This is a genomic window from Pseudomonas sp. DF11, assembly GCF_058148565.1.
Window position 1 is genome coordinate 233,536 of the sequence record NZ_JBYVYN010000008.1, and the last position, 21,117, is coordinate 254,652.

The following is a 21,117-nucleotide window of genomic DNA, read 5'->3' on the forward strand; positions in this document are numbered from 1 at the left end:
TCGATGCACTCCCCAAAAATCCCCCAATCGACCTGATCCTAGTCGTTTATCTCGTGTCTGCGCTTAGTTTTGAGCCAAGGGGGTGCGGTTACGCGGACCTATAACGGCTAATGCGAAAAACCTCCAATTACTGGCAACGACGATTGCTTCGCCGTCGCGATTGGTGTACGTTTGCTGTCGAGATTGTACGGATCTTGCCGTACGTAGCCGGATTTCGTTGTGTGCTTTGAAGCTGGGCCGGTTTACTAGGCCGCTTGGACGCCTCGGCAGCGTCGCGCCGATCACTAATGAGGTTTCCATGGAAAAAGATAGCAGGCTCGAAATTCGAATCGCTCAACAGCAGCTGGAGGAACTCGACGCTATTCGTGTCACGGTCAACCCTCCTTATACCCTGAGCCGCTCCGATGTAGCTCGAATGCTCATTGCCAAGGGCATTGAGGACATGAAAAACGATGGTGAGCGTTCGCCTGTTGAGCTGTCTCTAGCGGACCGACTGATGCTGTATTTTCAACTTCATCCGCAAGCGGTCCAAGATGGCCGGTCGTCTGCCACAGCTAGCCAAAATGGACAGCGTCCGAGTGTCTCTTTCGGAGAGCTGCTCCGTCATGTTTATCTTCAAAAATATTTCTGGTTTTTTGAGCTGGATAGTAAAAATGTGGAATCTCTCAATTGGGGGTTCAAATACGCGACCACTTCTGCGGTGTTAAATAGCAAACCTAATACTGAGACGAATCGCAAATTCTCGGATGTTGTCGATATAGTCTCAATGTTTCTTGATGTCGAAGCCTGCTTGGATATCGCTGAAGATCAAAATTATTCTGAGTTTGAGTTTGTAATGAGGCTTGGTGATAGGTTGGGGATCCCGTTGAAATTTGATGGCTTCGACATCAATTTCCAACAAGTGAATCAAATGGCTGATTTGTTCGTGTGGGCGAAGGACCCTCGACGCCTTCGGCGGACGGCCGGTATCAGTACCGTTGGTCTTTCATGGGAGTATTTCGAGCGCATGCTGGCTGTCTACCGTGACGCTTTACAGGGGCGCTCAGAGCTATCAATGACCTCGCTTCAAACAATGATCAATGATCGTCGTTTAGGTTGATAGAGGCCCTAGGAATACTGGATAGCATTCCAAACAAAACTCCCAATCCTAGTGGCTTGGGAGTTTTTTGTTTTTTCAATCCGGCAGGAACCAGCCATTGGCGGGTGCGAGGGCTCGCCCGGTCGGCCAAAGTTGTTTGAAGAAATTCCCCGTGGTAACCGTTTCTACACGGGCGTTGATCGGGTCGGGCCTCTTGCCCTTCGCCCAGAACGGTGACCATCCCCACCGCACCTTATCGATGTTCAACCCACCGGCCGCCGGCCGGATGATCTCGACGCGAGTCGTGGGCGCCACGTTGTACCGATCGATGGCCCAAAGGTCATAGCCGTTGATCACCAGTTGCTGTGAGCCCAGCTCTCTCAGGTAGTGATCGATCGGCTCGTAAATCGAATAGCGTCCACACATGGTGTCACCCGTCGAATTTCCTATACACCAATTGACCGCGTGTACAACGCCGCGTTTACTGTATGTACATACAGTTACTTACGTTGAGTTCGCGTCATGAGTGTCACCATCCTTGGCCCGCTGTTGGAAGGGGGCGAAAAGCTCCCGCTGTATTCGTTCCAGATTCCTGCGGGTTTTCCTTCGCCGGCAGCCGACCACATCGAAAAGCATATCTCCCTGGACGAGCTGTTCGAGATCCGAGCCCCACACGTCTACCTGGCAAAGATCGAGGGCGAAAGCATGCAGGGCGCCGGCATATTTTGCGGGGACCTGGTGGTCGTCAATCGCAGCCTGACGGCCGAGCATGGCGATATCGTCATAGCCGGGCTCAACTCCGAGCCTATCTGCAAGCGCCTGCACATGCGTGACAACACAATCATCCTGTTATCCGCGAACAGCAAGTACCCGCCGCGCTACGTGATGGAGGGCGACGAGCTGATTATCTGGGGTGTGGTGACCTACAGCGTGCGTGACCATGGCAAACCGTGAGCAAGTCTTTGCGCTGATCGACTGCAACAGCTTCTATGCCAGTTGCGAGCGCGTCTTCCGGCCGGACCTGGCGAAGACCCCCATCGTTGTGTTGAGCAACAACGACGGCTGCGTCATTGCACGCAGCTACGACGCGAAGCCCTTTGTGAAGATGGGAGCGCCATACTTCCAGATAAAGGACATGCTGCGCCGCAACGGCGTCCAGGTGTTTAGCAGTAATTACGCTCTATACGGCGACATGAGCGAACGCGTAATGACCATCATCGAATCCATGGTGCCGGCCGTAGAGGTGTACAGCATCGACGAGGCCTTTGCCGACCTGACAGGTATTCGCGGCGATCTAACGGCGTTCGGTCGCACCATTCGCGCCGCGGTTCACAAGCGCACCGGCATTCCGGTGGGCGTCGGCATCGCTCCCACAAAGACCCTGGCCAAGCTCGCGAACCACACCGCCAAACGCCTTCAGGCCCACACCGGTGGCGTCGTGGATATCTGCGACCAGGTCAAGCGAGACTGGGTGCTGCGCAACACCGACGTGAGCGAGGTGTGGGGTGTGGGCCGGCGGATGAAGGTCCACCTCGAAGGCCTGGGCATCAAGACGGCAATGGATCTGGCGAAAGCCGACCCCTGGATGCTTCGACAGAAATTCAGCGTGGTGATCGAGAAGACCGCCCGCGAGCTGGCCGGCACCTCATGCCTGGAGCTTTCCGAGGCCGATCCGCCCAAGCAGGAGATCTGCAGTAGCCGCATGTTCGGAAAGCGCCTGACGACTATAGAGCCGATCAAGGAAGCGGTGGCTACCTACGTCCACCAGGCGGCGGAAAAACTGCGAGCGCAAAACTCGTTGTGCAAGAAGATCCGCGTCAGCATCCGCACCGGCATGTTCAACCCAGAAGAAGCGAAGTATGCCAACGGCGCACTGGTCGAACTGCCTTACCCAACCAACGATGTTCGGTTGCTGACGAAGGCGGCGACCGAGGCGGTGAATCGTCTGTTCAGGCCGGGATTCAAATACAGCAAAGCCGAGATCCTGCTGATGGATCTGCGCCAGCCTGGCGAATTCACGGAGGACTTGTTCGCCCAATCTCAACCGCTGACAGCCGAGAAAGTTATGGGCGTCCTGGATGAGATCAATCAGCGCTGGGGACGTGGGACGTTGCGCACCGGTAGCGTGCCATCCAGTCCAGCCTGGGGGATGCGGCGAGAGATGATGAGCCAGAGCTATACGACAAGGCTTGATCAACTTTGGACTGTTAGATGCAATTAAACAGCGTTGCCAAATGAAACAGGGGCCGAAGCCCCTGTTTTTTTAACGCATTACGGTTGCAGAAGGATTTTGAACAGACGAATTGACCAGTAAGCAGCCTGTAAGGCCCTGATCAAATCTTCGGGTAAAAACCGGATTGTATTAATCACGGCCTATTCTCCTTTGACGTTACGGACAAAGTTTCGAACGTCGAAACCCCCATCCCAGCCGACAATCCAAACCATTAATAACAGGGTAGCTGAACCGAAAAATCATAACTAACACTGTAACTAACGATTTTAAGCAACCTAATTTGGTTGACTAAGGATCTTGCAGACCATAACCTTTGAAGTGCGAGTACAAAGAGGAATAGCTGCATCGGGTGGTTAGGGCAGATGATCAGGTTTTTTTCGGATCAGAGCAACCACCAAATTCAGCTCGAAGAGCCCGGCCCAGGCCGGGCTTCTTTGTTTCTGGCGCCCGGGCGCGACAGTTAAGCGGGCCCCGCCGCCGGAAAAATAAGGGTTCGCCGGGTCCGTTACTCAAAAAAGTTTACCGTTAACGGTTAACTATATAAGAGAACTTATCGCTTGCGCTCCACCAAATTTCCGACAAACGGTAGTTTGATATAATTATACGTACCTCGAATTTGATCAGCCCGGGCGCGCCATCCCGTTTAAATGTTGCGGAAACCCTTCCGGTTACTGTTGCGCATTACATTGCGCACGGTATTGCGCAACTATTCCGGCGGTATAAATAGACATCTTCGTTTAATTTCACAATATATTATTGCGTTATGGCTTCGACGAAACGCCAAGCGATTATCCGATGAGCCAGCAGCTGTGAATGCTGAAGCATTTGTCGTCGGCGGCGTTGGGTTATGGGTTGCGCTCGCTGATTCTGTCCGAGGCGGCCCCGTACCGCCCCATCAACCCCGCCCCGCGATCTGCCTAACGATGAGGTTCCAGGTACTGGAAGCCTCCGCAAGGTGGGCCGTATCCAGTCCGCAAACCACCATCCTCAGCCGCCCGCTGCTGCTCAGTCATCGAAAGCCATCCATTCGGGTGAGCGATGAGATCAGCTCTGAACCTGAGATGCAATTAAGGGAAGTAAAAAAGCCTAGCGATGCGCGATGGATAAAATTGGGGATATGCTGTTACAAGTCTAGGCTCGTTGAGCCTAAAAAAGATTGTTCAAATAGGCTCAATGAGCCTATTATTCATTCCGTTGGTGGCATGCAGAAAGCCACTCGACTCTGAGGGGGCTAGTCATGCCGCCGGCGGAGAACGAGATGAAACTTTCTGAGGTAGCGACCATCCGCACGCGCTTTCCCGAGGCACATTTCTGGATCGTACGGCGGGGCTCAATACAACGATGCGGCGAACCTACCCGAAGCTACAACCCCGAGCACATCGGGCTACGGGTAGAACGAACTGATCTGTTGTTACCTGATTACCTGTTCTACAGTCTCGCGGCGATTCACCAGCGAGGCGACTGGCAAAGGGTAGCCACCGGGACGTTGAGTCTGGTCAATATCCGTGTTTCAGACGTTCGACGTATCGAGCTGTCGCCACGGTAAGCAAAGGGGGCCGCAAGGCCCCTGACGCTTCACAGGCGCTAAAGGAAGTGGTTTATGAACATCGATCTACCGAGTATCACCGAACAGCAGGCGTTCGTGTTCGAGGCAGCAACGAAGGCGGGCGTGGCGCAGCTCCAAGCCAACCTGAAGGCACCGAGACTGCCAGGGCAAACCGAGGTGGATGAAAGCCAGTACCCGCGTACCCACCTGTTGACGGAGCAAGAAGGATGGGAGGCACCGCACCGGGATCTGATCGGTGCCTACTTCCGGCACTTTCAGGCGCATTTTCCTGCGTACAACACCGACGCGAAGCTGGCGACGCTGTTAGGTTTGTCCTCGGATCGCCGGGTCCGGGCGTTCAAGGACGGCAGCAAGGCGCCGCCCTATGGAGTTTGGCGGCGCTTCCTCGTGCTGACGGGCCGTGCCCCTCAGGAAATTATTCCCGTGCTGGCATTTATGGCTTAAAGACGAGTGTAAATGTCCCGTCGGAATGACGACCCGGTATCAAAACACCAGCAGCACTCGTCCGGGCTGCCATGAGGTGGCCGCCGGGTAGGCTATGCAGAGGTTAAGAAATTTCACGTAGAGCTGGAACAAAGGGGCTGTGGTCGCAATGACCACACCCTAGTCTTAGGTATCCATGAAGTTCATCAGTGCGGGACCTACGTATTACCTGAGCGGCAGCATTAACGTTATAGGCGAAAGCCCAGGGCACGGTATAAATCCAGCATATTTGGCATAGAAGTCTGATAGCCGCTCATTGAGCGGATGCACGATCATGGCGGTAGAACCAATGGTGGCGGACGCCGTGATCGCCCGCTCGATTGCATCCTGCAGCAGATCAATTGCAAAACCCTGTCCTTGAGCCGCCAAAGTGATCCCCATCCGGCCCAACAGTGTCACGGGATGCACGCTTGGCGAGTTGCGTTGATGGCTCTTTGGGACAACGTTTTCCCGGGCGATCGATCCGCTGGATAGGGTGTAGTAGCCCATTACAACAGGCGTATCCTTGCGGCAGACCACATAGACCACAGCCTGTTTCGCCGCCTGAGCTTTGCGGGCTTGCCTTTGAAGGTAATCGTTGATCGACGCCACGCCAGAATCGAATTCATCCAGGATGTGTTCGTCGTTCAGCTTTTCGGGAGCTCTCAGCTCCACCGTTTGGGCCTTTCGAGAAGTTGATGTAGGCACTCGTTACCTCGAATCGGGTTGGCTTCCATTGCCTGTTCAAATGCGTCAAATGCAACGTCGTCGAGAAGGAACAGGCGCTTATCCAAGATGACTTCCTCTGCTTTCTGACAAGCAGCTTCCAGGATAAAGCTGGTTCGATCACGACCGGACATAGCAGCTGCCAGATCGATCAGGTTCCGTTTTTTTTCGTCCGCTCTCATGTTGATAGGAACGGGTTTGGATCTTTCAATGCTTTCAATTGTTACAGTCATGTTTCACCTATGAGCTGGTTTGAGGAAGTGCCTCGCTCTCCTTATGACTAGGGTACGGTTGGTGAATTTGTAATTTTCATTGTGGAATCCTTCCGGTCGTGAGGTGGGTCGTTGAGGTTCAGGCCATGAGGGTAGCCTTGAGATGATTCTATCCCAGCTGTATAGCTACTGTATATACGCGTGTAGCTTGTAGCTACATATGAGACCTCGCCTATGGATGGTTCAAGATCCGACCAACCCACTCCGCGACCTGCGTAACAACGGCGTTTCCGGCACTGAAAGCCTCCGCAAGGTTGGCCGCATCCAGTCCGAGGCAAACCCCATCATCTTCAGCCGCTCGCTGCCGCTCAGCCATCTGATCCCATCCGTTCGGGTGAGCGACGAAAGTGGTACAGCCCAAAGCGATCTGGGATCCGGCTTTGTTTGCCAATAGAGTATTGGCAGCCCAGGTATCCGCGGGGCGTGGCCATTGGATCGAGCGAGACGCTGGAGGTATTGCATCCACTGGCGCGGCGTCAGCCAGGAACTCGAAGGGGGGCATTCGTCGATAACCGGCGACCAGGAATATTCGACGACGTTGCTGGGGGACTCCGAAATATTGAGCATTAAGCACTCGCCAAAATCCCACATACCCGCACTCCGCAAGGGCCCGGATGACTGTCTCAAAGTCTTGGCTATCGTTGACAGCGAGCAGGTTAACGACGTTCTCAAGGACCACCCAGCCAGGTTGTATCTCTTTGAGGATTCGTATGACTTCCCAAAACAGGCCGCTGCGCTCGCCGCGTAGGCCTCGGGTGTCTTGGTTGCTCTCTCGGCATCCGGCAATGCTGATGTCCTGGCAGGGGAAGCCTGCGGTGAGGACATCGACGGGGGAGAGGTTGTGGGCGCCACAGGTGCGCACGTCTTCAAATTGCTGTGCATGGGGAAATCGATCGGCAAGCACAGCCCGGTTGATGGGGTTGAGTTCAACTTGCCAAGCGCTGCGGTATCCGGCGTTTTCAAAACCGACATCAAAGCCTCCTATGCCTGCGAACAGGCTTCCAATCGTGGGTCGCTGCATTCATGAACTCGTTGTTCTGGATGCTCGCGGCACACTGAGGGGAGGCTCTGGGCCTTCAAATGGTTAAGCGTCCGGCAACGCGGACATTTGATCTGTAGTTCCTGGAAGCCGCTGGCGGCGGCCAGCTTGCGACAGCAATGGCCGCAACGTATGTCCTGCATGTAATCGTCCTTGAGGTGTTCGTAATCGTTTTTCCGTGCCCGGGTCATGGCGTCTCTGTCTGCATTCGCCGCCACTCCCGATCAATCGCCCGTTTTGCTGATTTCTCCGTGGTGTACAACCATCGCAACCGCTTCGGCCTGCTTTGATCACCTGCTGTCACCGCCTTTTCCTTGCCGGTCTTCTTGTCACGGTAATGAGCAATGATGCCGGTGAAGTCGCCTCTGTTCTCTTCTGCCAGATCCTCAACCCTGTCCTCGGGCAGCTTGCTTTCCAACATCAGGTCGACCGTGTAACCGTTGTCTGCATTGAGGCTGTGCAGCACGTTGCCGCCGTACCAGATGATCGCGTCGATCTCCGGCTTCACGCCCTGAAGCGTGTAGGTCAATTCGGGGATCAGATCAGGCCGACCCCGTGCGAGGGTGTAGCTGAGCGTCGCGCTACCGCGCTGCAATCGATTGAATTCCGCACGAGCGGCGCGCAAGGCTGACTGGCGGTCGCTGTAGGTGTGGCGCAGGTCTTTGAGATAATCGCCACCGCCGGCAATGGCCTCCTGTTTCTTCGCACTGTTCACGTCGTAGAAATACGCTCGCACCCCGTCGTAGCTGTCGCGATCAGCTTCCAGGTAGCGGTGTTGGTCGCCGTCGGCGCGGGTGAGGGTGATGTGCGGCAGGTCGGCGCCGTTGGCAGTCTTGCCGCCGCCAGCCGGTAGGCACAGCAGGCAACCAGTCTTGACGGTGACCACTGCGTCGAACTCTTCCCCGATACGACTGATCAGGTTGGCGTCGGACTCGTTGGCCTGGTCCAACTGCAGGATGGGCAATCCGACCAAAGCGTCGGCGATGCTGACGGTCAGGGCGTTGCTCAAGGCGATATCGCCCAGCACGACGCCGAGCGTGGTGTTGCTCCAACTGCGCTCGCGCTTGGTTTTGAAACCCTTGCGCAGGTCCGCCGAACGGGCGCGAATATTCAGCATGTCCGGCGCGCCGCTGTGTTCGATTTCATCGACCGTGTAGCTGCCTTTGTCCACCAGGCCGGTGTCGCTCCAGCCCAACCACAGGCGGATCACTGCACCTTTCGGCGGAATAGTCAGCAGCCCGTCATGATCGCTGAGGATGATGCTGAGTTGGTCGGCCTCGATGCCGCGGTTGTCGGTCAGGTCCAGGTTCATCAGGCGCGGGCTGATCAACTGGGCGATGTCCTTGCCATCGACAGTGATGCGAAACGCCGGCACGGGATAAGCGGCATCGCGGCGGTAGCCATCGACCAAGTCTTCGATGTAGCCGATGACCTTGGACAGGGTCGCGTCGATCACAGCAGCGCCCTCATGATACTGACGCCCACACGGGTGGCTGCGCCGAGCAGGTCGATGCGGTCGTCATCGATGCGCTTGAGGCTCAGCGTGAACTCGATACGTCGTGGCGTACCGTCACGGAAGAACAGGGTTTTGGTTTCGTGCAGGCTTTCGATAATCCACAAGCCATAGATCCGGCCGCTGCCTTCAACCATCGGCCAGGCCTTACCGGTGTTTGCCATCAGGCGCAGGGCGTCGAGGCTCAGGGCACTGCCGGCCAGCTCCGGCAAGATGATACCGGGCAGGGTAATGGTGTCGTCGCCGCGACCGACGAATTGTCGAGCGGGGGCAGCGCCGACGCGGTTGTTGCTCGCGTGGCGCCATTCGGTTTGACGTTGCAGCGCCTGGTAGGCCGCAGTGGAAAGGCTGAAGACGAACATGCCCAAGGCAAGCATCATTGTCGGTTACTCCAGGTCCGCAAGGCGGCTGCGGCGTCGAGCGGCTTGCTCGTGTTGATGCCGTGTCAGCTCGGCACGCACAGCCCGGGCCACCGCGTTGGCGTCCATACCCGGCGTGGTGTGGATGTGAATGGCATAGGTGTCGTGACTGTCGATGTGCTGGGCAGGCCGAGGGCTGATCGGGGCGCGATGATCAATCGTCAATGAATCAACGGACGCCAACCGCCCACCGGCCTCGATGAGTCGTTGGCTTAAGACCGTCATGGTGCGCACGGGGTCGTCGGCGCGCCGTATTAGGCCCTGGATGAGACCGTCCATGGTGAAGCCACCCAGCTCGGCGAACACTCGCGAGGGGCTGTGGATGCCGAGGGTTTCCTTAAAGGCATCAATCGTTCGGGTGCCAAGCCGATCGACCACATCCTTGAGCTTGCCCATACCGGCAGTCAGTCCTTTAACCAGGCCATCGATCATCAGCCCACCAAAGGCGGTAAAGCGATTGGGCAAATCGACGCCCAGATATTTCATCACCACGACGAAAGCTTGGTAGATCAGCCCGACCGGACTGAAGTCTGCGAGCACTTTCAAGATGCCGCCCAGCCCTTCATCAAAGCCGCTTTGAATCTCGTCCCATGCGCCAAGCAGATAAGCCCTCACGGCGTCCCAGTGCTGATACAACATGTAGGCCGCGCCTGCGATGGCGGTGATGGTCAAGCCAATGGGGTTGAGCATCAAAGCGCGCCCGATCATCCACAACCCTTTGGCAAGAAATGGCAGCACGGTACGGCCCAGCGTTGTCAGCAGACCAATCAGTCCTGGCAAGCGAAAGCCCAGCAGCACCAGGAAAAAACGTAATGCCGCGAACGGTAGCAGCACACTCGCCAGGGCCAACATCAAACCGCCAACAGCGACAGCCAGCGCGGCCATGACGGCGACGGCTTTTACCAGCCCGGCCGCCAGTTTCGGATTCTCCCGGGTCCAGCTTTTGATGCTTCGAACAAGTGTCGTCACGGACTGAACCAGTTCCCTCAGCGGGCCGTTCTGCTGGTCTTGCAGTTCGATGCCCAGGTCTTGCCAGGCACTGCTGAGGGTAATCAAGTCACCCTTGAGATTGTCCGCCATGACCTTGGCCGTACGAGCGGCTTCGCCCCGGCTTTGGCGCAGACTAGCGATGAGTGTTTGCAATTGCCCGGTGCCGGCTTGTTCGACCAGTTGGGCCATGCCTTTTACCGCCTCTTCACCCGCTATGGCTTTGAAAAGGCCGCCTTTCTCGGCAGTGCCCAGGGCACGGGTTTTGTCGTGGATCTCCTTCAGCAAATCCGGCAGCGGGCGCAGATTGCCAACGGCGTCGGCCGTGGCGATGTTCAGTTGCCTCAGAGCCTTTTCCGCGCCTTTGGGCGGTGCGGCCAAGCGGTTCATGATCGAGCTGAGCGCCGTGCCGCCCATGCTGCCCTGTAGTCCTGCATCACCGAGTTTACCGGCCATCGCCGCGGCCACTTCCAGTCCCACACCGTAGGTTCTTGCCATGGGCGCGGCGTATTTCATGGTGTCGCCCAGCATTTGCAAGGTGGTATTGGAACGGGTAAACGTGCCCACCAATACGTCGCCCAAACGATCCATTTCATCGGCTGTTAGCCCCAGCCCGGAAAGAATATTCGAAGCAATGTCGGCCGTTTGGGCCAACTCAGTGCCGCCGGCTGCCGCGAGATTGAGCATGCCTGGCATCGCGGTCTGGATGGCATGGGGCTCAAAACCTGCCATGCCAAGATAGCCCTGCGCATCGGCGGCCTGGCCCGCCGTGAACTGGGTTGCGCCGCCCAGCTGACGCGCCTGGGCGCGTAAGGCTTTGAGCGCGTCGGCCTGTGCGTCGAGTCGGGTGATGGCCTGTACCTGACTCATGCTGGCGTCGAAGTCGATGCCTGGCGACAGCAACCGTGCCCCTGCATACAGAACCGAACCACCACCCGCCGTCGTGACAGCTCCCCTGGCGACCAGCTCGCCAGCGGTGCGTCGAGAGGCGTCCATCGAACTCCGCGCAGCGTTGAGGCGTCGGCGTTGTTCCGTCAACGCGGCCAGTTGTTTGTGTTGGGCGTTGAGGCTGGCAGTGGCGGCGCTGGTCTGTTGCCGTAGATGGCGTTCATCGCGGGCTAGGTGTTGAGTGCTGATGCCGGCGGCAGATAGTCGGGTGCGCAGTGCTTGGAGTTGTTCGTTTTGTTTTTGATGCTGTTGTTTGAGTGCCTGAGCGGTCCTGACAGCATGCTGAAAATGCCGGGTCATGGCTCGGGTTGGCGCCCCGGTGGCAGCGAATTGTTGGCTGAGTGTTTTGACCTTTTCCCGCGCTGCGTTAAGCGCCTGTTCGGTGCGCAGTGCGGCCGAGCGCTGAGCACGCCAGGCACTGACATCGTGCTGTTGCGCGTTGAGGGCCTTGAGGCGGTCGCGGGTTTCTTTCAAGGCGCGAGCGGTGGCGATGCTGCTTTTGTCGATGGCCTTCAGCGGGCCGCTGGCTTTGTCGATGGCGTCGAGCAGCACGCGCAGTTTCAAGTCATTCGCCATCGGTAGAACTCCGCACACGGGCGCGCTCGCGCCACTCCATTAGCTCTTGCAGCCCTAGCGTGTCCATGTCAGCCGGCGCCCAGTGAAAAACCACGGCAAGGTCGGCCATGGCGTCTTCTACGCAACGAGGCAGGCATCGGGCTTCGCCGCTTTCTGCAATAAAAAACTGGCGATCTTGGCACCGCAGGTGAACAAGTCGGCCGGGTCCAGGTTGGCGGCTTCCGGTGCCGTGATACTGGGCTGGCTGATGCGCGGCAGGATCTTGAACAAGGTAGCGACGTCCATATTCAGCAGGTCCACCAGGTGGACACCGCGCAGCTCGCCGGACTGAGGCTTTCGCAGAGTGATGCTATCAATGACGGTCTTGCCACGGATGATCGGGGTGTCCAGGTGGACGGTGTTGTCGTCCTGGGGCGGCAGGGCTTCGAGGTGGTCTTGAGTGTTCATAGCGGGCTCCAGATGGCGGTATGGGTCAGATGCCGATGGCTTTGCGCTGCTTGTCCAGCAGGTCCACGCCATCCACGATTTCGATGAAATTGAGCAGGTCGATTTCGATGATGTCTTCGTTGTCGACGATCAATTTGTAATAGGTGCAGGTGGTGGTGATGCTGTGCTCGGTGTCTTCCCCGGGCTGCGCTTCCCCCATCTCAATGGACTCGTGACGACCGCGCATCACCACCTCGACCGCGCTGATGGCTTCGGTGTCGTCCTGCTGAAAGGCGCCGGAAAAGCGCAACGCGATGCCCGAGGCGTTGACTGCGCCGAACTGCCTGAGAACGATCAGGTCCAGCCCTCCGGTCTTCCAGACGAATTGGATACCGTCGTCTGAGAAGCCGAGGTCGGCCTTGACCGGGCCGTTCATGCCGCCGCCGCGATAGCCTTCCATCTTGCGGCCGAGCGGCGGCAGGGTGACGGACTTGACCACGCCCAGGTAGCTGTTGGCGTCGTTGAACAGATTGAGGTTTTTGAGTTTGCGGGGCATGGCCATGTCGGGTTCTCCAGTGCGCAGGGGTGGGGTCAGCTATTGATCTTGCTGGCGAAGTCGATCAGGTAGCGGTCGGTGATGCGCTGGCGCAGCGTGAGGTCTTCCAGCGGTGGCACGGGTGTGTAGTCGTAGTCTAGGAACAGCTTGCCGGCCTTGAGGGTGTCTTTGTCGTTGGCATCGTCCGGGTACCAGCACTTGCCGCCGATCAAATAGCCCGCCCCGATCATTTCGCGAAACTTGGCGTTGACCCCTTCGATGAGGTCCCGCACCAGGGACGCGTGCAGCGGTTTGTCCACCGCCCACATATGAGCTTCGGCCATGGTGTCAGCGAGGATGTGAGCGGTACGGGTGTAATGCTCAAAAGCGAACAGTGGGTCGTTGCTGGTGGTGCGACTGCCCCAGAAGCGAAAGCCGCCCTCGTTGATGAGCGTGGTGACCTCGTGGCTGTTGAGGTAGTTGGCGTCGGTGGCGGGGTTTTGCAGATCCCAGAACACGTCAGCGCTGATGCCGGTGACGCCGTTGACCGGCACGTTGGACAGGGTCTTGTGCCAACCTACTTCCTGATCGATTTTGGCGCGCAAACCCAAGGCGCGGGCCACCGCTGAGGCGGTCACCGTAGCGTTGGTGACGGTGTTCCAGTTCTGGAACTCCGGCCAGATGACCATCGCTTCACGAGCGCCAAAGTTGGCCCGGTAAGCGACCACCTCTTCCTTGGTTTGGCAGCCCCAGGCGCTGACGTAGGCAAAGCCGCGTACCTGCTGAGCAATGGACACCAGGGCGGTAGCCACCGGCAAGCTGTCGAGGCCTGGCACACCCAGGATGCGTGGCACCATGCCGACGCGGGCTTTGGCGGCGAGCAGAGCTTTCATGCCGGTGTATCTACCTTCGGCGGTGGTGGTACCGATCAGGGCGCTGGCGGTGTCTTCCTCGGTGGCGCCTTCCTTCACGCGCACGATGATGGTGTACGGCTTGGTCTGGTCAGCAATGGCCTTGAGGCTGGACGCCAGGGTGCCCTTGGTACCGGCTTTGCCGATAACGGTTTGAACGTTGGTTAGCAGGATCGGCGTGTCGAAGGGGAAAACGGTAGCGTCGGCGTCATCGGCTGTGCAGACCATGCCGATTACAGCGGTAGGAATGGAGCGAATGGGGCGGGTGCCGTCGTTGAGTTCGATGACCCGCACGCCATGGAGATAATCGGTCATGGGTGCCTGTGCAGTGTTTGAAATGACACTGCACAGGCTGCCGCGTTTGCACCGATTGGACGAGCAGACGGCCTTGTAGGCAGGGGGGCTACAAGCGCCGGCAAGCCCTTTCAGTCACGGCCCCATTGCTAACGCGGATCGACGATATCCAGCGCACGATTCGCCAGCAGTTCACTCACTTCAATGACTTGCTGAATACCCATCGCAACATGCCGGCGAGAACCTTTAAGATCGAATGCCAGGTCGCTGATCATGGCATTGGCTGACGCCAGGTTTTCGCTGAGATTGGCGAGCAGGCTTTCAGTATCGATGCTTTCGACGACAGTGAAGAGCTGATCCGCCGCAGGTTCCTTCTTGGGTTTGACCGGTGGCGGCTTCAAATAATGATTGAGTGCCCGCTCAGTGGCTTCGTGGAATTTTTCCGGGTCGAGGCTTGAGTAGGAAGAGGTGGGATCTGATTCCGGGGGATTGGGTGTAACCTTGAACATGGTGAATCTCCTGACCTGATTGGGCCACCATGACTTGTCGCTAATCAAGTTAGGGTGGCGGCTGGACGCAGGTTAGCGAACCGGGGGTACAGGAGCCCGGCAGACCCGAAGGTCTCCCGCGTACAGCCGCCATTGCAACGATTGCAGACATGAACGTCCGCAATGAAATCAGGAGCGCTGTTGCATCCATACCGATTCGGGTCGCTAAACCCGATCACTGATGAGCAGTGACGGAAACCAAGCTACCGATATGGACCAAGGCGCACAAGCGGGCGGATTCTGGCTTAGTTGTAGGCAAAGGCGCAAGGCGATGTAGCCTTTGGGTCAGCACCCGATGTAACCGGGTATGTGGCTGTAGGTTCAGTACCTGCCGTTAAAACGAGCGGGGCATTGCACCCGTGTTTATCGAGTCAGCCCAGCTACCCACGACGGTTCTGCAGGTCGACATTCTGAGCGTGGAAAATCAGGGGCTACCGGCCAGTCGCGCAAGGCCTGGACGTAGTCCAGCAGCTCTACTGATTGTTCGGCAGTGAGTGTAGTGGGGCGTGCTGAATCCACTTCGTCCTGGTGACGTTCGCGCAGCCAGCGCAGGCTGTTGATTTGGGCGTCTCGCCAAAGACGCTCAATGACTGCCAATTGCTCCCGCGTGAATGGTGGTGGATCGATCAGAATTGGCAACCCCGTAGCATCATGGCTTCGCACCTTACCCGGGGGAGGATTACCGATCACCCGCTCATAGCATTCGTTTGAGATCTCCACCGCATCAAACGGGATGTCCTGATGAAGACCAACAATGTAGCTAGTCCCAGTGCTCTTACTGTATTTGCGCATGTTCATCTCCCTAGGCAAATGTATTGGCAGAAGACCTTAACTTCTGGCACGTCAAGGCCTGAACTACTGATCGATCTTGCCTGCAAGATGACGCTGCTTAGAGAGTGGTTATAGCGATTCATGGCGACCATTTTGGCAGAGGAAGTTGATATCGAGGAGCCAAAGTAGGTATTGGGAAAGGCGATTGGCAGGTTTAAATGAACTTCACCTGCGCCCTCAGGGATCATAGTCTGCGCCCACTGGATGATGAGACCACCGAGCCAAGAAGGAAAAATGATGTAGCCGTTTTGATGAAAGGCGGCGGCAAAGCCCCAGCGCATCGTTTTCGGGGATACCGCCACTGTATCAAGCTTCCCGGCATCGACTTCTGGCTGGGTAGCCATTCGACTGGGCGCATCATTGTGCGGCACTTTGCGAAATGTCAGCGCCGTGGTGTTCAGCTCAATGACTTCGTCAGTCGCCAACTGCCAGAGCGTGTCGGCTTGAAGGGTGCCTTGCTCGACAAATACGAAGAGTGCCGAGGTGACTTTGGCACTGCTGTCGGCATCCGGCGCACGTTGCCAAGCCCCCGCGGAGACCATGTAAATACCGTTCTCCATGGCCGCCTTCTGGTCTTTCACTAGCACCCGGTCGCCTGCAACCACTGTTACGTCGTCGACTTTCTGATGGCCTGTCAGTTTGATATTGGCCGTGGTGGCTATGCGAACCGACTGCTTGTGATCGAGCTTGTGCAGCTCTTCCTGAATTCGGCTATCGACATATTCGCGAGTCGCAAGCACGACTGAAGGGTCAATCTTCAACTGAATATTCGCGGTACCGGTGGTGATGATGTGCATCCGCACCACCTGATTACGTCCTGTGCCCTGGGTCAACAAAGGCTTATAGCTGGGGGCCGCATTTCCAACGGCACAAAACACACCGTCCTTATCTTCAAGCGCCAGTTCACGTACCCACCAGCCGCCCACATCAGGTGGCAATACCAGTTCAGCGATCAGTATGTTTGGGTCAGTCGGTGAGACACGTAGCTGATTGAGCTGGGCGCGATACACCTGGTTGATCAACTTCGTTTGTGTGGGGCTCGGTACCGGGTCGGTGCCGTTGGCGTCGCCGATCAGCATGTACTTGGGTTCCCAAGGTATGCCGAGCGCATCGCAGTTGGTTTTTTTTGCGGCACCGAGCGTGGTCAACATGCCGCCGAAAATTGTTTTTTCATCCACCATGGGGGTACACATCCAGTTCGTCGAGGGTGTAGAGGCTCATGCCGGTATATCCATTGATGCTCACGTTGATGTCGGGGTTGCTCCAGGGGTAGACGTCGATTTCATCGCCGTCGTAAATCGCTAAACCCGCGAAGGCGTCGAGTGCGGTCTCCAAAATGATGTCGAGGCCGATCAGGTGTCGGGTCAGCGGTTTTGCGTCGTCGATGAGCCAGACCAGCTCTCGGTACATCGCTTCGGTGATACCGGTATCCAGTACGCCGATCTTTAAAGCGAAAGTAGCTCTGGGGCCTTCAGGCTCGGTCTGCCACCACTCCACGATGTCGACCAGATACCCTAACGGTTCTACAACGCGGCGCAGTGACCCGAGGGTGCCCTTGCGCGAGTGGATGTAGTACGCGCTGCGGATGGCAGCGCGCTTGGCGGCTTCGGTCCATTGGCTGTCCCAACGGTCCACGGAAAAAGCCCAGGCCAGATAGGGCAGTACGGGCAGGGGGCATAGGTCGGGGTTGTACAAGGTGCGCAGCGGGATCGGCACCCGCTGAATCTGCGCAAGGGCCTGCGCTGCTTGGCGTTCCAGTGGCGTCGAATTGCTCGGGAGCAGGGGTATGTCGGTCATCATTCAATTGCCATCGCCAGTTCGACGCGGGTGCAATAAGGGGCCTGGTATTTCGTGGCGACAATATCGACCCAATCTTCCAGCACGACCTTGCGAATGCCCTCGACATGCAGTGAGGCGTGAATGATTGACTCCGACACTTCCAGCCCCAGTCGGCGGCGCTGGTGCACGAACCGCAACAGCCGGGCGTTGGCCGCCGCCAGGCTCAGTTCGCTTTCAGGGCCGGACGTCCAAGAGAACAGCTTCGCCTTGACCTGATAGTTGATGATCTGGGCACTTTGCACCGTCAGCCGATCCCCGACAGGGCGGCGGTCGTCGTCGCCCAGGTAGGCCTTCACAGTTGCCAGCAGCGCGGGTGAAGCGGTGCCGTCGCCCTGGTTCGATTGCACTGTGATGACTGCCTCGGCTGGCAAGGGACTCTCGGCGGTGGCGTCGGCAACCAGGCCGTCAGCGGAGCGAGCATGGAAGATGTAGCTGTTGCGTGGGCCGGCGGTGCTCAATCCTTCCCACGCCATCTGCGCTCGTTCCCGCAGGCTGTCGTCACTTTCCATCTGCAGCGGTATCGGCGGCACGGCCGAGGGGTTGGCTGCTTGAATCACCAGACGCTTGACGTTGTGATTGGCGGCCAGGTTCTCCAGGTCTTTGCCCTTTGCCAAGGCCAGCATGTTGGCGACGGAGGCCTCATTGACGCGCTGTCGCCAGATCATTTCGCGGTAGGCATTTTCTTGTAGCAGCTTGGTCAGCGGCTCAGATTCCAGCTCAAGACGCGCAGCGATTTCGGCTTGTTTTTCGAGGGGCCAGAGGCTGATGGCGTAAGCCTTGCGCTCAGTGAGGATCTGCTCGTAATCGATCTGTTCAACGACCTCGGGCGCAGGGAGCTGGCTCAGGTCAATCGCGACGAAGGAGTTCATACGCTTCCCCCCAGGTGGAGAGGCACGATTAGGCTCAACGGTTCGTGGGTGTCGACGATGCTGCCTTCGATATCCAACGTCGATTGGCCTTGCAGCGTGGCGCCCTGGAACTGCACACGGCTGAGGCTGATGCGCGGCTCCCAGCGCATCAGCGCCATGACGGAGGCTGCGTACACCTGCAGGCGGGTGATGTCGTTGAACGGATGGTCCACCAGCTCCGGCAACAGGCTGCCGTATTCGCGGCGCATGACCCGGGTACCAATGCGCGTGCTGAGGATGTCGCTCATGGATTGAGCGATGCTCTCCGCGGTGCTGATGGCGGCGCCGGTGTGTCGATTCATTCCGGTTTCCCCGTCTTGCCGCTACCAGGCATGACGCCGCCGTGCGGGTGCTTCACCAGGCTGATGCCGGCGGCTATCACGTCTGCCGAGACGGTGACCTTTCCGGTGACCTCCTGGTTACCTGTCTGGGTGTAATTGCCCTTGTGGGTAATGTCGCCGACAAGGTTGATGCCGCCGGGGCTGACCAGTTGCGTGGTGCCACCCTTGGCGAGGGTGGCTTTGAGGTGGTGAGCGATGCTGTCGTACTCAATCACCGTGCCGTCGCGGTAGGTGACGCGGTGCAGGCCTTCGCGGTCGCCGTTGGCGGGGATCTGGTCGCTGAACAGGCCGGTCAGGACGACGCCGTTGCCGAGCTGGCCCGAGGGGCTGAAGAGTAGAACCTGTTCGTCGACCGTCGGCGGGTTCCACTCCCGGTCGGCGCCAGCTCGTAGGGCGATCCAGGGTAGCCAGGCGGTGATGAGGGTTCCGGTTTTGACCCGCACGCGTGGGGGCTTCATCTGGACGGCGGCGATGGTGCCGTAGCGGATGAGGTTTTCGAGTAGGCGGGTGAGGGTGGCGAGGTCGTTCATGATGACGATGGTCGTGTTACTCGGAGGGAGGCGCACTTGAACTGGCTTGTAGAACCTCTCACTACAAGCAGGGATAGACAGAAAGATGGCAAATTAGTAGCTTCGGTAAAAGTTGACGAACGGAATCAGGGCAAAAGGCCTCTTTGATCTTCGAAATGCTAAGGAGGAGTGTCTTTGAAACTGAATGCTACTTTTTGTGGTGGGGAACCTACTTGGGCTAATGCATGTGTTGGGGAAAATGGTCAACCCGATTATTTTGATTATGCTCAGGGGTACTCCTTGGCAGCCAATCTTTTAATTAAGACTGTGCTCAGTGGGAGAGGGTTGGAATACTCTGTTGATAAATTCGTCTACCCTATTTGTTTTAATATGCGGCACTCAATTGAGTTGCGTTTGAAGGGTATCTGTAATTATTTTATAGAACTATCTGCTTATCGGGTACGGTTGCGGGATTTTGATCTAAAAGGATCTCATGATATTGGAGGTCTCTGGGAGTACGTTACAGAGGCAGCCTCGAAAATTGACTCGAGGTTTAAATTTTTTATTGATCTTCTGCATCAGAGAATAATGGATGTGGCAGAAATTGATTCGACAGGGCAGACTTTTCGATATCCTGATGACAGTGAGAATTTTAAACACCTTGTAGATGTTTCCTTGATTAATCTGAAAAATCTGTCTCGTAAGTTTTCAGAGATGGAGGCTATATTGGATTATTTTGAGTATATGTGTGTCGATCTTATCGAGGAGTATTCGTTGGGGACGCATACTAGCAAGCTATCTCGTTCCCAGTTGATTTATATTGGTAGGCTTCTGCCTCCAAAAAAGGAATGGGGTGGGGTGGAGTTTAAGAAGTTGGTGGAAGAGTTAAAGTTGAAATATGCCCTTAGTAGTAATGACTTTTCGAGAGCGATCGACAAGATAAAGTCCCACTATGGAGCTGCGCCAGCACTTGAAGCACCAAAGCTGATTTGTTTGGATTATGATGGGATGTGCATTTTTTTCGATGCTTGGTTTGAAGTAAATGATATGGAATATCTTAAGGATAGGGCCGGTGATGATGAGCCGCTTAAGCTAGGGCGCGAAGAGTCTATTGATGAATTCTTCAAAGAGCTAGAAGATCGGGCTAAAGTACAAGATGGATTATGGGGGGCGATTAAGGAAAAAGTAAGTGTCGAATGGTTGGCAGATCTGAAGGCTTTGTATGAGTGTCATAACTCACGATACTCTGAAGAGTATCCAAAGTGTTATGGTGCTCATAAACAGGCGCTCGTTAACAGATGTTCTGATGAGGAAGAATTAAGAGAGCGTTTTTTTGATTTTCTCGGTATGCCGCGTGCGATTGTCTATATTTTGAAGGGGCTCTATCTTGTGGGCCATAAAGTTATGGCGGAAAAGCTGGTCGCGCAATATGAGCTGGAGGGCTATTTCGGTTGGTTGGAAGATGCTCGTTCCGGGAAGCTTTTTTTAGAACCGTTTAGATCGACGCTGATTGGTTTTATGGGAGTGCTCGAAGGGTTTTGTACTAGGCAAGACTGACATTGGAGGTTGAGGTAATGAATCATGAGTCTGTTCAAGTGTTCATTTCATGGGCTGGTTTTGTAATATCGCTATGTTTGCTGTTCCTGCAAATGAAAAACAGAGTTACGCAGGTTTCATCTTACTATTTGTCACGAGCTACTTCTCGAAGCAGTTCTATAGTGCTTCAACTTGTGAAGGTGGAGCAAATGGATGGTTACGTGCTTATGAAGCTGGCGCTCTTTAATCCAGGTTCGGTTGCGGCTGTGATTCATAGTTGTTCAATTTTTGAACGATATAAAGGCTCGCGTTGGATCGATCGTCTCTTAAGCCGTAGATGGCAAAGGGTTGACGGCTTTAGGTGGTGGCCCGTTGAAGACGCAACAGATAAGGAGCCAAAATTTTTGGCTGAGGCATATCAGTATTTGTATGTAAAAGATGTGAGGGATATTTTTGTGACTATGCCGGGGATGGTCGATAGGCGGGTGTATATGTTTGAGGTGCGTACAAATAATGGTTATGTCACTGCTAAGACATCAATAGATGCGAATGCATCGTTTTTTTCGCATCACTTTGAAGCGTGGTATAAAGATTAGAGATCGATACAGTGGATGGTAAA

The 21,117-nt window shown here is 56.3% G+C and carries 24 protein-coding genes and 1 pseudogene; 6 read left to right on the plus strand and 19 right to left on the minus strand.

Annotation, left to right across the window (positions count from 1 at the left end):
* Positions 1 to 298: 298 nt before the first annotated feature.
* Positions 299 to 1,099 (plus strand): hypothetical protein, encoded by an 801-nt coding sequence (locus AC30D9_RS22835; RefSeq protein WP_490144888.1) that lies wholly within the window; start codon positions 299 to 301, stop codon positions 1,097 to 1,099.
* 87 nt (positions 1,100 to 1,186) lie between these two features.
* Here the strand turns inward: AC30D9_RS22835 and AC30D9_RS22840 are convergent.
* Positions 1,187 to 1,504 (minus strand): annotated as a pseudogene (locus AC30D9_RS22840) (SOS response-associated peptidase family protein); the annotation flags it as partial.
* Between the two features lie 96 nt (positions 1,505 to 1,600).
* Here AC30D9_RS22840 and AC30D9_RS22845 point away from each other — a divergent pair.
* The 3 genes from AC30D9_RS22845 (at position 1,601) to AC30D9_RS22855 (ending at position 5,322) form a co-directional block, all read left to right on the plus strand.
* Positions 1,601 to 2,032, plus strand: a complete 432-nt coding sequence (locus AC30D9_RS22845; protein ID WP_057452066.1) for a LexA family protein — start codon at positions 1,601 to 1,603, stop codon at positions 2,030 to 2,032.
* Complete coding sequence (locus AC30D9_RS22850; RefSeq protein ID WP_490144889.1) at positions 2,019 to 3,299, plus strand: Y-family DNA polymerase; 1,281 nt, start codon at positions 2,019 to 2,021, stop codon at positions 3,297 to 3,299. The genes AC30D9_RS22845 and AC30D9_RS22850 overlap by 14 nt, the downstream gene beginning before the upstream one ends.
* Before the next feature lie 1,612 nt (positions 3,300 to 4,911).
* The gene (locus tag AC30D9_RS22855) at positions 4,912 to 5,322 is read left to right on the plus strand and encodes a hypothetical protein (RefSeq protein ID WP_490144890.1); all 411 of its coding nucleotides are present in this window, start codon (positions 4,912 to 4,914) and stop codon (positions 5,320 to 5,322) included.
* A 204-nt stretch (positions 5,323 to 5,526) separates the two neighbouring features.
* On the opposite strand, the gene AC30D9_RS22860 is transcribed toward AC30D9_RS22855, so the two are convergent.
* The 18 genes from AC30D9_RS22860 to AC30D9_RS22945 form a co-directional block, all read right to left on the minus strand.
* On the minus strand, positions 5,527 to 6,015 hold the full coding sequence (locus tag AC30D9_RS22860; protein ID WP_092444174.1) for a hypothetical protein: 489 nt from the start codon (positions 6,013 to 6,015) through the stop codon (positions 5,527 to 5,529).
* Positions 6,006 to 6,299 carry a type II toxin-antitoxin system TacA family antitoxin gene (locus AC30D9_RS22865; RefSeq protein WP_092458779.1) on the minus strand — a complete coding sequence of 98 codons (294 nt, stop codon included), beginning with the start codon at positions 6,297 to 6,299 and terminating at the stop codon, positions 6,006 to 6,008. Before AC30D9_RS22865 ends, AC30D9_RS22860 begins: the two co-directional genes overlap by 10 nt.
* 211 nt (positions 6,300 to 6,510) lie before the next feature.
* Positions 6,511 to 7,359, minus strand: a complete 849-nt coding sequence (locus AC30D9_RS22870; RefSeq protein ID WP_490144891.1) for a DNA cytosine methyltransferase — start codon at positions 7,357 to 7,359, stop codon at positions 6,511 to 6,513.
* Positions 7,320 to 7,568: a Com family DNA-binding transcriptional regulator gene (locus AC30D9_RS22875; RefSeq protein WP_490144892.1), complete on the minus strand. Its 249-nt coding sequence runs from the start codon at positions 7,566 to 7,568 to the stop codon at positions 7,320 to 7,322. The genes AC30D9_RS22870 and AC30D9_RS22875 overlap by 40 nt, the downstream gene beginning before the upstream one ends.
* A complete protein-coding gene (locus AC30D9_RS22880; protein WP_490144893.1) occupies positions 7,565 to 8,833 on the minus strand; it encodes a phage late control D family protein in 1,269 nt (422 codons plus the stop codon). The genes AC30D9_RS22875 and AC30D9_RS22880 overlap by 4 nt, the downstream gene beginning before the upstream one ends.
* Positions 8,830 to 9,270 (minus strand): phage tail protein, encoded by a 441-nt coding sequence (locus AC30D9_RS22885; RefSeq protein ID WP_109754330.1) that lies wholly within the window; start codon positions 9,268 to 9,270, stop codon positions 8,830 to 8,832. The genes AC30D9_RS22880 and AC30D9_RS22885 overlap by 4 nt, the downstream gene beginning before the upstream one ends.
* A 6-nt stretch (positions 9,271 to 9,276) precedes the next feature.
* Positions 9,277 to 11,820, minus strand: coding sequence for a phage tail tape measure protein (locus AC30D9_RS22890; RefSeq protein WP_490144894.1), 2,544 nt, complete (start codon positions 11,818 to 11,820; stop codon positions 9,277 to 9,279).
* Entirely contained in the window at positions 11,810 to 11,929 is a 120-nt protein-coding gene (locus tag AC30D9_RS22895; RefSeq protein WP_100263901.1) for a GpE family phage tail protein, read from the minus strand. The genes AC30D9_RS22890 and AC30D9_RS22895 overlap by 11 nt, the downstream gene beginning before the upstream one ends.
* Before the next feature lie 8 nt (positions 11,930 to 11,937).
* On the minus strand, positions 11,938 to 12,267 hold the full coding sequence (locus tag AC30D9_RS22900) for a phage tail assembly protein (RefSeq protein ID WP_490144895.1): 330 nt from the start codon (positions 12,265 to 12,267) through the stop codon (positions 11,938 to 11,940).
* Between the two features lie 25 nt (positions 12,268 to 12,292).
* A complete protein-coding gene (locus tag AC30D9_RS22905; protein ID WP_490144896.1) occupies positions 12,293 to 12,808 on the minus strand; it encodes a phage major tail tube protein in 516 nt (171 codons plus the stop codon).
* A 29-nt stretch (positions 12,809 to 12,837) separates the two neighbouring features.
* Positions 12,838 to 14,007, minus strand: a complete 1,170-nt coding sequence (locus tag AC30D9_RS22910) for a phage tail sheath protein (RefSeq protein ID WP_490144897.1) — start codon at positions 14,005 to 14,007, stop codon at positions 12,838 to 12,840.
* A gap of 128 nt (positions 14,008 to 14,135) precedes the next feature.
* The gene (locus AC30D9_RS22915; RefSeq protein ID WP_490144898.1) at positions 14,136 to 14,495 is read right to left on the minus strand and encodes a DUF6124 family protein; all 360 of its coding nucleotides are present in this window, start codon (positions 14,493 to 14,495) and stop codon (positions 14,136 to 14,138) included.
* A 402-nt stretch (positions 14,496 to 14,897) separates the two neighbouring features.
* Positions 14,898 to 15,326: a phage tail protein gene (locus AC30D9_RS22920; protein WP_490144899.1), complete on the minus strand. Its 429-nt coding sequence runs from the start codon at positions 15,324 to 15,326 to the stop codon at positions 14,898 to 14,900.
* A gap of 2 nt (positions 15,327 to 15,328) precedes the next feature.
* A complete protein-coding gene (locus tag AC30D9_RS22925) occupies positions 15,329 to 16,546 on the minus strand; it encodes a phage tail protein (RefSeq protein WP_490144900.1) in 1,218 nt (405 codons plus the stop codon).
* Positions 16,536 to 17,162, minus strand: coding sequence for a phage tail protein I (locus AC30D9_RS22930; protein ID WP_490144901.1), 627 nt, complete (start codon positions 17,160 to 17,162; stop codon positions 16,536 to 16,538). Before AC30D9_RS22930 ends, AC30D9_RS22925 begins: the two co-directional genes overlap by 11 nt.
* Positions 17,162 to 18,073, minus strand: a complete 912-nt coding sequence (locus AC30D9_RS22935; RefSeq protein ID WP_490144902.1) for a baseplate J/gp47 family protein — start codon at positions 18,071 to 18,073, stop codon at positions 17,162 to 17,164. Before AC30D9_RS22935 ends, AC30D9_RS22930 begins: the two co-directional genes overlap by 1 nt.
* Positions 18,070 to 18,414, minus strand: coding sequence for a GPW/gp25 family protein (locus AC30D9_RS22940; RefSeq protein WP_490144903.1), 345 nt, complete (start codon positions 18,412 to 18,414; stop codon positions 18,070 to 18,072). The genes AC30D9_RS22935 and AC30D9_RS22940 overlap by 4 nt, the downstream gene beginning before the upstream one ends.
* Positions 18,411 to 18,983, minus strand: coding sequence for a phage baseplate assembly protein V (locus AC30D9_RS22945; RefSeq protein ID WP_490144904.1), 573 nt, complete (start codon positions 18,981 to 18,983; stop codon positions 18,411 to 18,413). Before AC30D9_RS22945 ends, AC30D9_RS22940 begins: the two co-directional genes overlap by 4 nt.
* Positions 18,984 to 19,157: 174 nt before the next feature.
* Between AC30D9_RS22945 and AC30D9_RS22950 the strand changes: the two genes are divergently transcribed.
* Both AC30D9_RS22950 and AC30D9_RS22955 read left to right on the plus strand, forming a co-directional pair.
* Positions 19,158 to 20,519, plus strand: a complete 1,362-nt coding sequence (locus AC30D9_RS22950; RefSeq protein WP_490144905.1) for a hypothetical protein — start codon at positions 19,158 to 19,160, stop codon at positions 20,517 to 20,519.
* A gap of 17 nt (positions 20,520 to 20,536) precedes the next feature.
* Positions 20,537 to 21,094 (plus strand): hypothetical protein, encoded by a 558-nt coding sequence (locus tag AC30D9_RS22955; RefSeq protein ID WP_490144906.1) that lies wholly within the window; start codon positions 20,537 to 20,539, stop codon positions 21,092 to 21,094.
* The last annotated feature ends 23 nt before the right edge of the window (positions 21,095 to 21,117 follow it).

Bases quoted from the DNA above. Each gene is read 5' to 3' on its own strand.
- AC30D9_RS22940 (WP_490144903.1), bottom strand. From the start codon at position 18,414: ATGAATCGACACACCGGCGCCGCCATCAGCACCGCGGAGAGCATCGCT.
- AC30D9_RS22955 (WP_490144906.1), top strand. From the start codon at position 20,537: ATGAATCATGAGTCTGTTCAAGTGTTCATTTCATGGGCTGGTTTTGTA.
- AC30D9_RS22895 (WP_100263901.1), bottom strand. From the start codon at position 11,929: ATGGCCGACCTTGCCGTGGTTTTTCACTGGGCGCCGGCTGACATGGAC.
- AC30D9_RS22915 (WP_490144898.1), bottom strand. From the start codon at position 14,495: ATGTTCAAGGTTACACCCAATCCCCCGGAATCAGATCCCACCTCTTCC.
- AC30D9_RS22885 (WP_109754330.1), bottom strand. From the start codon at position 9,270: ATGATGCTTGCCTTGGGCATGTTCGTCTTCAGCCTTTCCACTGCGGCC.
- AC30D9_RS22905 (WP_490144896.1), bottom strand. From the start codon at position 12,808: ATGGCCATGCCCCGCAAACTCAAAAACCTCAATCTGTTCAACGACGCC.
- AC30D9_RS22865 (WP_092458779.1), bottom strand. From the start codon at position 6,299: ATGACTGTAACAATTGAAAGCATTGAAAGATCCAAACCCGTTCCTATC.
- AC30D9_RS22920 (WP_490144899.1), bottom strand. From the start codon at position 15,326: ATGCGCAAATACAGTAAGAGCACTGGGACTAGCTACATTGTTGGTCTT.
- AC30D9_RS22835 (WP_490144888.1), top strand. From the start codon at position 299: ATGGAAAAAGATAGCAGGCTCGAAATTCGAATCGCTCAACAGCAGCTG.
- AC30D9_RS22870 (WP_490144891.1), bottom strand. From the start codon at position 7,359: ATGCAGCGACCCACGATTGGAAGCCTGTTCGCAGGCATAGGAGGCTTT.
- AC30D9_RS22925 (WP_490144900.1), bottom strand. From the start codon at position 16,546: ATGGTGGATGAAAAAACAATTTTCGGCGGCATGTTGACCACGCTCGGT.
- AC30D9_RS22855 (WP_490144890.1), top strand. From the start codon at position 4,912: ATGAACATCGATCTACCGAGTATCACCGAACAGCAGGCGTTCGTGTTC.
- AC30D9_RS22875 (WP_490144892.1), bottom strand. From the start codon at position 7,568: ATGACCCGGGCACGGAAAAACGATTACGAACACCTCAAGGACGATTAC.
- AC30D9_RS22890 (WP_490144894.1), bottom strand. From the start codon at position 11,820: ATGGCGAATGACTTGAAACTGCGCGTGCTGCTCGACGCCATCGACAAA.
- AC30D9_RS22850 (WP_490144889.1), top strand. From the start codon at position 2,019: ATGGCAAACCGTGAGCAAGTCTTTGCGCTGATCGACTGCAACAGCTTC.
- AC30D9_RS22930 (WP_490144901.1), bottom strand. From the start codon at position 17,162: ATGACCGACATACCCCTGCTCCCGAGCAATTCGACGCCACTGGAACGC.
- AC30D9_RS22945 (WP_490144904.1), bottom strand. From the start codon at position 18,983: ATGAACGACCTCGCCACCCTCACCCGCCTACTCGAAAACCTCATCCGC.
- AC30D9_RS22900 (WP_490144895.1), bottom strand. From the start codon at position 12,267: ATGAACACTCAAGACCACCTCGAAGCCCTGCCGCCCCAGGACGACAAC.
- AC30D9_RS22935 (WP_490144902.1), bottom strand. From the start codon at position 18,073: ATGAACTCCTTCGTCGCGATTGACCTGAGCCAGCTCCCTGCGCCCGAG.
- AC30D9_RS22845 (WP_057452066.1), top strand. From the start codon at position 1,601: ATGAGTGTCACCATCCTTGGCCCGCTGTTGGAAGGGGGCGAAAAGCTC.
- AC30D9_RS22910 (WP_490144897.1), bottom strand. From the start codon at position 14,007: ATGACCGATTATCTCCATGGCGTGCGGGTCATCGAACTCAACGACGGC.